This is a genomic window from Chitinophagaceae bacterium (assembly GCA_016717285.1).
In the GTDB taxonomy this organism is placed as follows: Bacteria; Bacteroidota; Bacteroidia; order Chitinophagales; family UBA10324; genus JACCZZ01.
Window position 1 is genome coordinate 38057 of record JADKFU010000001.1, and the last position, 12204, is coordinate 50260.

A 12204-nucleotide genomic window follows, 5' to 3' on the forward strand; every position below is an offset into this window, starting at 1 on the left:
TTAATATCCTGATGCTCATCCATCTTAATTATCCACCACGCTTCACACGGTTTACTTCCTCATCAATGGCATTTTGTCTTTGCCGTTGCGATGCCTGCGAATTACCAAAACGATAGGAGAAGTTGATACCGAATCGCTGACGGTCGTTGTTTTGAGTAAATGAAGAATTGATGTTGGCGTAGATTATAGTTCCGGAATTATAATTTGTGTTGAAGATATCACGGGCATTGATTTTCACACTTGCTTTTCCATCCCAGAAAGATTTTTTAAGTCCCATGGAAACATCCCCATTGGCTTCGATGGATGCAATGCTGAAGATGACCGGCGACTGATATTGAAGCGATAATTCAAGTGAAAAACCTTTCGGTAAAGAGAAGCTGTTTTGAATATTCACCTGGTAACCGAATTGAGTATTGTGAAAATCAGTTTCAAGATATTTTGTTTCAAGATCCTGGTAGAATAATGTAATTACAGGTGTGAGGCTCCACCATTTTACCGGTTGTAACTGGGCATAGGTAGTGGCAGCATAGGTAGTGTTCGATCCGAAATTTTCAGAAAACAGCACAATGGTTTTTGTAGAATCTATCTGATAAAACTGCTCCTGAATCTCATCAGTTGTACGACTATAGCTTAAAGTCAGGTTGTAGTTTTCTTTAAAAAGGTACTGAAGTTCCAGCGAATTCGTCAATTGGGGTTTAAGCTTTGGATTTCCCTGTTCGTATAAGTAAGGATCAAGAAAGAACAGGAAAGGGTTGAGCTGATCATAGTTCGGACGGTCAATTCTCCGGCTATAAGAAACAGAAACAGTATGATTTTCATTTATCTTATCGCTTATATTCAACGATGGGAATAGCTGAAAGTAATTTCGTTTAAAGCTTTCATTCAACGTTTCTGAATGTCCATTTGATGCTGTCAGCTCACTTCTTAATCCGGCCTGCACGCTGATATTTTTGAATTCTTTGGCTAACTGCACATACCCGGCATAAATATTTTCCTCATAAATAAAATGGTTTGTTTTGGTGCTGTCAATCACCCATTCACTGTTTTGCTCCACTGAAAATATTTCTTCATTATCATTCTTCACCGCGCTTACTTTCGCGCCGGCTTCAAAATTCCAACCATGACTGAACGGGTGCGAAAAATCAATTTTTGCTGAACGAATGTCGATGATGCCGGGACTTTGTGTATAGTACAAAAGCGGACTGTCTGTTTCTGAACCATCCTGATTAAAGTATATGGTTTCGTAATGATCGTCACCTTTGCTGTTGAAGTGGGAGTAATCGGCATCTGCGGAAAGGGTAGTTCCGCTAGTATCCAGTTTTCCGTCGTAATTCAGATTGAAGGAAAAATTATCTGATGAATTGTAAATATCACCATGCGTGTTGGAAGACGGTTCATAAACACCGTTGCTATTATAAATGGTCGCAGCAGTATTGTTGTCGCTTGAATAGGAATCAAAATAACCGCTGGCCACAAATCCAATGGTATTACGATCGTTGATGAAATAATCCATACCTCCTTTATAGCTGTTATCAAGGTATGAATTGTGCATAGCTATTTGTTCAGAAACAGACGAACTGGTGCTGTCTGTTTCAAAGTTTCGCAGCACGTCAAGCGTCCGGTACTGCCGGTAATCAGAATAGTTGTAACTGCCAAAAAGATTTACTTTTTTCAGCCTGTAGTTAAGGTTGATACCGGCTTCAGGACTCCACTCATGCGATCTTTCAATACCAGCAGTTACTGAACCATTGAAGCCAAGATTTTTATTTTTCCTGGTAATGATATTGATGATACCTGCATTGCCTTCCGCATCGTAACGCGCAGATGGATTGGTGATCACTTCAATTTTAGAAACACTTTCCGCAGGCATTGCTTTCAGTTGATTGGCCAATTGTTCTTCCGACAGGTAAGTAGGTTTGTCGTCAATCATTACCAGCACACCTTGTTTACCACGAAGACTGATCTTTCCGTCCTGGTTAACTATTACGCCCGGTGCTTTTTCCAATGCATCCATTACACTTCCTCCGGACGCGATTGGACTGCCTTCCACATTAAGAATCATCTTGTCATGTTCATGCTGAATCATTGGTTTTTGCGCGGTCACTGTAATGCCACTGAGTTCTTTTGATGCGGGAAGCAATGAAATATTCCCAAGGTCAACGGAAGCATTTGCATCGCTGATAGTTATTTTTTCGAGCGAAATTTTTTCATATCCTAAATTGGAAATCGCCACTGTGTAACTTCCCTGGCTGATCTGGTCAAAGAAGAATGTGCCGGTGCCATCAGAGAATTCTCCTTTTACCAGCGAGCTGTCAGCGGCTTTTAATAAGGTAATGGTGGCAAATTCGACAGGTTGTCTTTCCTGATCGATCACTTTGCCCGTAATGGTTCCGGCTTGTATAAGCTGTAGTCCGGCAAAGCACAGGCTTCCAAAGAGTAAGAAGAGTTTTTTCATGGTTTGAATTTATTTGGCGGGAAGCGGAAAGTGGAAGATGGCTGACCTTTCCCGTTTGAACAATGCTGATAGGTCGTTCAATAAGAATAAAAAGTTACAGCGAATGGTAATTTTATTTTATGCCGTTTCGAAACCTGTCCGGAATTTCTTAAAAGGATCGTCTTCTAACTACCATTGAAATAATTACCTTTCCAACTTATTCAATTAAAAAAACAATGTTTACAACCCTCATCATAAAAACAGAGGCCTGGCTTTTATCATTACTATTGTTTGTTGTGATGTTATTCCTGGCATGGTTGGGAAACCGGCTGGGCAACTTTTGGCGAAAAAGGAAGTCAAAGGATACCGCAAAAGAAACGGAAACCAAAGGAGGATTCGGCAGTCTTGAAGCAGGATTGTTTGGATTGTTCGGGTTTATACTTGCTATTACTTTTGGTATGTCGGGTAATAAGTATGATTCACACCGCAATATTCTGGTAGAAGAAGCAAATGACATTGGTACAGCGATTTTGCGGTCAGACTTGTATCCGGATTCTATCCGCACTGAATTCAGAAAAGATTTCAAGCAGTATGTGGAAGCTCGTATCTCTGTTTTTGAAGTAGGAACAGACACTGCCAGATATTTTGACGCAAAGGACACCTCAGCTTATTATTCCTCGAAGATCTGGAAACGTGCAACTGATATGTCAGTGAAACCGGGAATGCTGATACCATCGAACCAAATGATTCCCGCTTTGAATGCCATGATTGATATCACCACAACGCGTGAAGCAAACCTTCGGGCAAGAATTCCGGATATCATTATTGCGTTGCTCTTTGTTCTTGCAATCACCTGTACTTTTGTTGCCGGATTCGGCAGTGAAATTATCAGGAGAAAAGATTGGATTATTATTATCGGATTTGCATTGCTTACAGCTTCTGTTATTTATGTGACGCTTGATATCGGGAGACCAATGCGGGGACTGATCACTTCAGACATCGGGCAAAATGCCATCGTGGAATTACGTGAAATGTTTGAGCAATAATCCCTGGCAAATGATGCAGTGTAATTATAATTTACTTTAAATAATTCTTTCTGTTAGCTTGATGTCATGCTCCATGCTTTCCATTTTATGTGATTGCAGACAGCAGTAAATTTATTTTCTGGCGGATTCATTTAGTATCATAAGCAGGATCGCGGATAATTTATAAAACTGACAAACGGGCTATTATATAGCCGAACCATTGCTTACATTTATCCAAATTACTGCTCGTATGCGACGTTACTTTCACTTTAAATATTGTCTGGTATTTCTGTTTTTCTTCAGTTTTACATCCATGGCTCAATTGGCTGATTCCACTGCGAAACTGGACAATATAACAACGCAAACTGCATCATCTGATTCAACAAAGAAAAAATTGCCGTTACCAAACAATATCAAGCTGAATATAAGTGCTAACATCCTCTATTCACCCGCATTTATTTTTACTTATGAAAGAACTGTAAAACCCCATCAGACTTTTTCCGTGCAGGCTGGTTACATTACTTCTCCTAAACTTTTCAGTGGCTTGGGTGACAGCCTTGCAATTTTTGATAGTCTTAGTTTGATTAATTCTAAAAGTCAATTCGGATTTAAGTTAGGCGCTGACTATCGTTTCTATTTTAAAAAGGAAAACAAGTATGAAGCACCTCGCGGATTATATTGGGGACCTTTCTCGGACTTCTATAATTTTGACAAGAAAGGAGCCATCTCCATTAATGATACCAGTATTGGCAATGGTACAGTTAATTTTGAAACCAGATTTCGAATAGTCCAGGTTGGAATTAACCTGGGTTATCAGTTTGTAGTTAAAAAGCGATTGAGCATTGACCTGGTTTTGTTTGGACCTGCATTGTCGTTATATAGCTTTGGAGCAAAGATTGACGGTGATTTTGATCTGAACGAAGAAAACAAATATGTGCAGGCACTTTATGATAAATTAATCAGTGGTTTTCCTGTCCTGGCTGAATTGGCTGATGAGCAACAGGTGAACACCAATGGAAGGATCGATTTGTTTTCGGCCGGGTTCAGATATTCAGTGAATGTAGGATTCCGGTTTTGAAGAAACAGAAAGGTGGATAAATCTGTTTTAGAAATGAAACAATCACAGATTTAATTGTTAATGTGTATTCAAGAAAAAATAATTATAACCAAACCAATTTTGCATTTTTATAATGATTGGATTTTATTTCCTCTATCATCTTGCGGCTTTGATAAACCGGATCACATGCTCATTTATCATTAATGTTTAGGAAGATATTGAACAAAGACTTAATTTTGCACCTACTAAATCCATAATTTTGTATGTTAAATAGATTTAATTTTCCAAAAAAGCTGTCCAAATCCATGAGAGTCCGGTTTTCCCACAAGATTTTTAAGTTTAAGGAAATGGCATTGTTAGTTGCATCTATGGCATTGCTGGCTGGTTGCTATCCGAATGATCCAACCAACGTAGAGCAATATGACCTGGTTTTAACAAACTATGATTCAAGCTTCAACTTTACAAACAGCAAAACATTTTCACTACCTGACCAGGTAGTGGTAATAACGGGTGATAAACCCGACAGTACGAAACCTTTGACCTATGTATCTGAACCTTATAACACTCAGATTCTGAATAGCATTTCCCAAAACCTTAGTGCTAAGGGATGGACAGAGGTTGGCGCCAATGATGATCCGGACATGATGCTCCTGCCTTCAGCATTCCAAAACACAACAATCTCTTATTATTACGACTATTACTATTATTGGGGAGGTTATTATGGTGGCTACTACGGCTGGTATTATCCGGGATATTATCCTGTCTATTACACAAGCTATACTACAGGTACCCTGTTTGTAACGATGGTTGATCCGAATGCCGTAACCCCGGCGAATGAGTTGCCTGTCAGGTGGATGTTTTTAGTAAATGGTCTTCTTACCGGAGACTATTCTGCTACTACCATACGTATTGGTAATACGATCGACCAGGCATTCGAACAGTCTCCATATTTGGCTAAATAATTCACTCACCTATTTACTAATAGTTAGAAAAAATGACGAACTCAAATAATAATATAAGCACTCACGTGAAATCACCTTTCACCGGTGTCAAAAATTTCCTGATTGCCCTGCTGATTGTCAGCAGTGTGTTTATGAATAACAAAGCTTCCGCACAACAACAAAACATTACGATGGTCAATTATTCCATGAGTTTAGGGATGGGTAATACCGGAGATTTTATTTCCCAGTATAGCTTCCGCGGGTTTGATGTTCAATACCGTCACATGCAAACGTTGAATATAGGAGTTGGATTTAATACAGGCTGGAATGTTTTTTATCAGCATTTGCCTGATGCGAGTTTTACTTATGAAACAGCAACCTTAACCGGTGATCAGTGGCGCTATTTTAACAGTATACCAATACTGGTAATGGCGGATTATTTTTTTAAACCGGGTGTAAACGAAAAAATTAACCCTTACATAGGCGGTGGATTAGGTGTGGAATATGCTTCTGCCACTGTCAATTTTGGAGTTTTCAGTGCGCAGAAAGATTCCTGGCCTTTTGTGCTCAGTCCTGAAATTGGAGTACTGATACACCCTTCTATCACGGGTCCCGCAATAAATCTTGGCATCAGGTACATGTACGGATTTAAAACCGATGATCTGCCTTCAGACAGCCATATTCTTTTCAATGTAGGCTTTGCTTTTAGTAATTAATTTCTTTATCATAAATAATTTAAAACAATAAAAAACAAACAAAATCAACATGAAAAAATCACTTTTAGTACTTACCCTACTTATTTCTTTTGTCACCATCAGCATGGCGCAACAAAATGAATTTGAGTATATTAAATCGCAGTATAAGAATGACCGCAAAACCCTGTTGATGAATTATCTGAAACTCAGCGAAGCTGACGCAGCTAAATTCTGGCCCATCTACCGTGAGTACGAATCAGAAAGAGCACAATTGGCGGACAGACGTTTCAACAACATTAAAAGCTATGCCGAGCAGTATGCCACCATCACCAATGAACAGGCTGAAACATTCATTTCCAACTTCTTTGAAGCTGGTGCAAAGGAGTCGGCTATCGAGAAGAAATATGCCGGACAATTTAAAAAGGCAGTAGGTGCAAAAACAACTTTGCAATGGCTGCAATTTGAAGCATATCTTGATGCTGCTCTTCAGTATGAGTTGTTGCACAATATTCCATTTGTTTCAGGCAAATGATCACCATGCTGCAAAGAATAAATGCGGTGTCGCAACGAATCATGATCGTTAATTCATGTTTCGGTTACAATAGATAGAAGGTAAAAAAACCGCCCGGAAAAGGGCGGTTTTTTTTGTCATAAGATTTCCTGATTATGGAAAGGATTGTAAAAACCTGTCCCATCATCGTAAATTCTCGTTCAGAAAAAATTAAAAGTGAAGGCGGCATGAAGACGACAGAACATTGCTGTATAAAATTTCTCTTTGATGAATAACTAAATAACTTATTAATGACCACCACAATTCAGGAAACAATTTCAACCTGGCATCTATAGGTTATCAGTTTATATTTTTTTAGCCCGGAGCTCTTTCTCATTTGTTCATTCATGAAGTATGTAACGAAAGTCAGAATTTGGATTGAAAAAACTCTTCCATCACAATCGTTAATCGATATTCGATATCTAAAAAATTCTGCAAAATCTGCCAGGAGTCGAAGGATCAGGTGCTAACATTGATCAAAGCGCTTTACTGATTGCCACACTATTTTTTTGGATTTTTCTCTTTGTCCTTCTTTTCATCCTTTTTTACTTCATTTTTTACGTCCTTTTTGTCTTCTTTCTTACCATCCTTTTTACCAAACATTACAGGGGCAATATTTAATTTACCATCCTTTCCATTGGTTGCCCGTAAAACTACTTTTCCTCCTTTGCTGGCGGACGAATCACTTTGTGCCATCCGTTCTTCATCTTCCATCTTTTTTAAATTGCTCATTGGAATGCTTATGAGCAAATTGGTATTGGCATTGTTAAAATCAAAAACACCGTTGATAAAAAGTGTGATGACGGAGGAAAAAATATGCAGGGTATCGATATCGATCATCGTGCCGGTGATGCTGGCGCGGTTATACAGATTGGCAAACTGAATGTTGCTGAAATCGCGATTCTTAAAAACATAATTACTGACCTTCTCCAATCCCTCGATGTTTTTAAGTTCACCATTCTTTACGGTAGTGTTTATTTTTCCCTTCATGGATGAACCGATAATGCCATACTTGTTATTGAGCGCGGCGGACAGACTTGCTGTTGCGCTTACCGTTCCGGAAACATTTTTATTAGTGATGGATTTTTGATTGAAATTATTAAAAGAGTACATCAGGTCGTCAATCCTGACATTCTTTACTGAAATGCTGGTATTTAAGAAATGCTTGGGAGAATTTGTCCCGGTTATATCTGCGTTCAATGTCATGCTGCCGCCGCAGGTGCTCATACCGGCGTTGCCAATTTTAATAAAGTCATCATCGATGACGATATTGCTCTGAATGTTTGTGGCGACAAAATTTCCAGTGATAAGTTTATCTGCCACAAGATTTATATTGAGATCAAACTTCTGAGCCAGCCAGTCCATGGTTGAAGAAAGGGATTTCTTATCCGATTTTTTGGTTGCTGCTTTTTTCTTAGCTGCACTGGCTTCCGGCCGGCTGAATTTATTGAAGTCTACTATGCCGGCTTTTATGTCAAGATTGACTACTGCTTTCATCGTTGGTACGAAAATGAATGAAATAACATTTTGCGCATTACCCGACATCTTTAAATTATTCCCATTCAATGATAATTGAATTGAATCAATTATTACATCCGGCTTCTTGAAAGAGAGATGTCCGGTTACGTTTCTGAATTCATAACCTGTAGAAAGCTGATTGAAAGAAGCATTTTGAATGCTTATTTCACCGCTTCCATCGCCAATCATTTGTTGATGAACGGTATCCACAAAATTCGTCAATGGTCCGTGGAATGATAAATCAATTTTGATAAGCCCGTTCAAAAATTTGAATCGTTCAGTCGTTATCTCTCCCTGTTGCTGCCCGTCATAAGTTATCTGTGCTTTCAGTGCCAGGTCGGGTGTAATAAAATCCGTAAGCACTGCTTTCAGCGTAACAGGAATTCCATAAATGGATCCGCTGAAAACCGGTATCATCACTTTTGTATTGTGGTCATCATTTATTTTTGTGCTGTCGATGTGGTTTGTAAACTGACCGAGTATCCGCAAACTGTCGAAGGAAGCATTATTGTAATTCAGGGTGTTGCCGGTTGTTTTAAAGTATACGTCCACTGCCGGTTTGCTGCCCGGAGCGATGGAACCGTTGATGACCACACTTGCTATTACCGGTTTTTCCAGTTGAATAATATTGATTTTATTCGAAATAGCCGGCGTAAGAATGCTGTATGCCACAGAGGGAATCATGGATTTGGTATCGAACTTCATGCTCATGGTCTTTTCGCTGAAGTTCATTTTAATGGCCAGCATAAGTTTCTGTTTCTGAATGACGAGGTCGCCGTTTGACAACGTCAGTAGCTTGGTATCAGGATCGAAAGTAACAAAGGCATTCAGTTGTACATCCTGATTGGTGAGGTATCCGCCTTTCAGGTAATTAAAGATCAGGCCATCAAAATGAATGGCAGCATCCATGTCATAATTCATTGGTGCATTACCATCTGTGGATTTAAGCTTCACGTCTTTCATCGTCAGTCCAAAAAATTTCATCTTCACAGAATCAATCATTTTGAAAGAGACATTTTTTAAAAAGATCTTATTGAGTTTCGGGAGTGCCCCTGATTTAGCTGGAGCGGAAGTGTTTACCACGCGTGCCTTTGGTGTATTCATCTCGCCATTTTTGTATTTCATTACTAAAATGGAAGCATTGGTGATGGTTACTGTATTCAAATGAATGTTTCCTGTAATCAATTCAATCAGGTGAAGCCGGAACGAAACCTTTTCGGCCCTCAATAGTGTATCACCAAGAACAGCTGAAGAAGAATCGGTGACAGAAATATTTTCAAGCCGTACCGTTAAACTCGGAAATTCGTCGAACACCGTGAAGTCAAGATCACCGATCGTCAAATCGCCATTGAGTTTATCATGATAGGCAGTGGTAATGGTGTTTAAAATTTCCTTCCTGTGCGTAATGGCAAGAATATAGGCAACTATAATAAGTAACACAACTAAGCCTACGATGGCCCCCAAAATTTTGATAATTAGTTTGCGTTTCACGGGTTAATCTCTGATTAATATTTGCTTGAAGATAGCAATTCCGTCTTCAAAAATCAATGATAAACAGGCCTTGATGCGAACTGTTTAACCAGGGTTAAAATTGTTTTTTGTTCCTGATGTGCCAACTGTAGTGCCTCTATTTGCTTCTTTATTTCGAAACTCTTTTATATTGCAGAAAGTAAATCAATCACTTTGTCTAAAGAGAAGAACGACCAACCTCCTTTTTTTAAAAGCTGGAAACAGTTTTACTTTTTCGTGGCCGGATGGCTGGTGTTTCTGATTGTTGCATTTTATTTATTCACCAGCTATTTTTCATGAGCGCTCCCGACTGGATTGTTTTATGCGGAACGTTGTTGCTGATTCTTGCTTATGGTATTTATCGGAGCAGGCGCCATGATGATCTACATGGTTATTTATTAGGAAATAAGTCACTCAAATGGTACCAGGTAGGTTTCTCTATCATGGCTACACAAGCAAGCGCCATCACTTTTTTATCAGCTCCGGGGCAGGCTTACACTGATGGTATGCGCTTCGTGCAGTTTTACTTTGGTTTGCCACTTGCCATGATTTTTTTATGCATCTTCTTCCTGCCCATTTTTCATAAGCTGAAAATATTTACGGCGTATGAATTTCTGGAGCAGCGGTTTGATTTAAAAACGCGCACATTAACCGCGATGCTGTTTCTTACGCAACGCGGACTTGCAGCAGGACTTACCATTTATGCGCCTTCTATCGTGCTCTCCTCCTTGCTGGGCTGGAATATTTACTGGACCAATATTTTTATGGGTGGCCTTGTGATTACTTATACCATGATGGGTGGTACGAGGGCTGTTTCCATTACACAATTACAACAGTTGATGGTGATTTTTGCGGGAATGTTTCTGGCGGCTGTAATGGTGGTGAGACTCATGCCGGAAGGTGTTGGTTTTATAGATGCCTTGCAGGTAGCGGGAAAAATGGGAAAGACCAATGTGATCACTACGAACTTCAGTTGGAATGACCGGTATAATATATGGAGCGGATTAATCGGTGGATTTTTTCTCTCACTTTCTTATTTCGGTACCGATCAATCGCAAGTTGGGCGTTACCTTTCGGGAAAATCAATCGGACAAAGCCGTCTTGGTTTACTGATGAACGGAATTTTAAAAATTCCGATGCAATTCCTGATTTTAATGATTGGAGCATTGGTATTTTCTTTTTACCAGTTTCATCCGGCGCCTGTTTTTTTTAATACCAAGCAATTAGACAAGGTGATGCAATCAGAAAAGTCAGATGCATTCCGCATTGTTGATCAGCACTACCGTGAAATCGGTGAACACAAGCAGCAGCTTGCAACTGAATTGGTGGCGGGAATAAAAAGTAATGATGCATTGAAAATAAAAGCGGCGCAAAGCTCCTTGCAATCATTGGATGCTGAAAGTAAAATGGTGCGTGGTGAGGCCATTGCATTGATTAAAGAAGTGGATCCTGCCGCAGACACCAACGATACCAATTATATCTTTTTAACATTCGTGTTAACCTATTTACCGAAAGGGCTGATCGGATTGCTGATAGCGATGGTGTTTTGTGCATCATGGAATTCAACAGCCGCAGAATTAAATGCATTGGCAACTACCACGGTGATAGATATTTACCGGAGATCCATTAACACTACTGCCACTCAGATGCAGTATGTGTGGGTGTCTAAGTGGGCTACTTTGGGCTGGGGAATTTTCGCTATTTGTGTAGCACAACTTGCCAATAAGCTCGGAAGCCTGATAGAAGCGGTGAATGTATTGGGCTCGTTGTTTTATGGAAACATCCTCGGTATCTTTCTGATCGCATTTTTTCTCAAAAAGGTGGCAGGCACTCCTGTATTCATTGCAGCGCTTATTACCGAGTTGGTGGTTATTATGCTTTATTCGCAAGATGCCGTTGCATTCCTTTGGCTGAATCTGATTGGCTGTATAACGGTCATGCTGCTTGCATGGCTATTGCAAAAATCGAGGTTCTTTAAAGATAAAATTCAGGCGTCCTGAATTATTCTGTTACAGGATTCCATCCATTGAATGCGCAATCATATCTGAATGCTATCTTGCTTAGTGAGTTTGTCCAATCATTGAGTTCCCGGAGTTTCATATTCATTCTTGAGCTGCTGCCGGAGACCACCCACAGTTCCTGATTATTGGCTGAAGGGTGAATTTTATTGAGATGATATTGCATAGAAGCCAGTTCCCCGCTCAGCTCCTTTGCTTTGGATGAATCGTTAGTAATGAAGAAAAAATCAATACTGATACCGCTTCTTTCATCCACACCGAATTGGCTGAGTTGCTGCACTTTACTTTCATTGCTTAAAACCTGTTGTGCAAGTTGGTTTCTTAACTGCTCTTCCGAAATAAATCTTTCTGATGGTTTGTTACATGCAAGATTCAGAAGTTGTGTCATCAAAATAATTTGCAGGAAACGGTTGACTTGAGAGCGCATATAATCTCCTGTTGATTTGCATGGTGATGG

9 protein-coding genes are annotated in these 12204 nt (G+C 39.6%); 6 read left to right on the forward strand and 3 right to left on the reverse strand.

Annotated elements, in window-relative coordinates:
• Positions 1-28: 28 nt before the first annotated feature.
• Entirely contained in the window at positions 29-2455 is a 2427-nt protein-coding gene (locus IPO83_00180) for a TonB-dependent receptor (protein MBK9729708.1), read from the reverse strand.
• A 215-nt stretch (positions 2456-2670) separates the two neighbouring features.
• Here IPO83_00180 and IPO83_00185 point away from each other — a divergent pair, with 215 nt between their 5' ends.
• The 5 genes from IPO83_00185 to IPO83_00205 all read left to right on the forward strand — a co-directional run bounded on the left by IPO83_00185 (position 2671) and on the right by IPO83_00205 (position 6684).
• The gene (locus IPO83_00185) at positions 2671-3480 is read left to right on the forward strand and encodes a hypothetical protein (protein ID MBK9729709.1); all 810 of its coding nucleotides are present in this window, start codon (positions 2671-2673) and stop codon (positions 3478-3480) included.
• A 229-nt stretch (positions 3481-3709) separates the two neighbouring features.
• Positions 3710-4537, forward strand: a complete 828-nt coding sequence (locus IPO83_00190; protein MBK9729710.1) for a hypothetical protein — start codon at positions 3710-3712, stop codon at positions 4535-4537.
• Positions 4538-4863: 326 nt separating this feature from the next.
• Positions 4864-5478, forward strand: coding sequence for a DUF4136 domain-containing protein (locus tag IPO83_00195; protein MBK9729711.1), 615 nt, complete (start codon positions 4864-4866; stop codon positions 5476-5478).
• 65 nt (positions 5479-5543) lie between these two features.
• Positions 5544-6173: a hypothetical protein gene (locus IPO83_00200; GenBank protein ID MBK9729712.1), complete on the forward strand. Its 630-nt coding sequence runs from the start codon at positions 5544-5546 to the stop codon at positions 6171-6173.
• 49 nt (positions 6174-6222) lie between these two features.
• Positions 6223-6684 carry a hypothetical protein gene (locus IPO83_00205; GenBank protein ID MBK9729713.1) on the forward strand — a complete coding sequence of 154 codons (462 nt, stop codon included), beginning with the start codon at positions 6223-6225 and terminating at the stop codon, positions 6682-6684.
• A 519-nt stretch (positions 6685-7203) separates the two neighbouring features.
• Here the strand turns inward: IPO83_00205 and IPO83_00210 are convergent.
• Entirely contained in the window at positions 7204-9711 is a 2508-nt protein-coding gene (locus IPO83_00210) for a hypothetical protein (protein ID MBK9729714.1), read from the reverse strand.
• A gap of 314 nt (positions 9712-10025) precedes the next feature.
• Here IPO83_00210 and IPO83_00215 point away from each other — a divergent pair, with 314 nt between their 5' ends.
• Positions 10026-11729 (forward strand): sodium:solute symporter, encoded by a 1704-nt coding sequence (locus IPO83_00215; GenBank protein MBK9729715.1) that lies wholly within the window; start codon positions 10026-10028, stop codon positions 11727-11729.
• 1 nt (position 11730) lies between these two features.
• Here the strand turns inward: IPO83_00215 and IPO83_00220 are convergent, their stop codons facing one another.
• Positions 11731-12135 carry a ribonuclease E inhibitor RraB gene (locus IPO83_00220; protein ID MBK9729716.1) on the reverse strand — a complete coding sequence of 135 codons (405 nt, stop codon included), beginning with the start codon at positions 12133-12135 and terminating at the stop codon, positions 11731-11733.
• Positions 12136-12204: the final 69 nt, after the last annotated feature.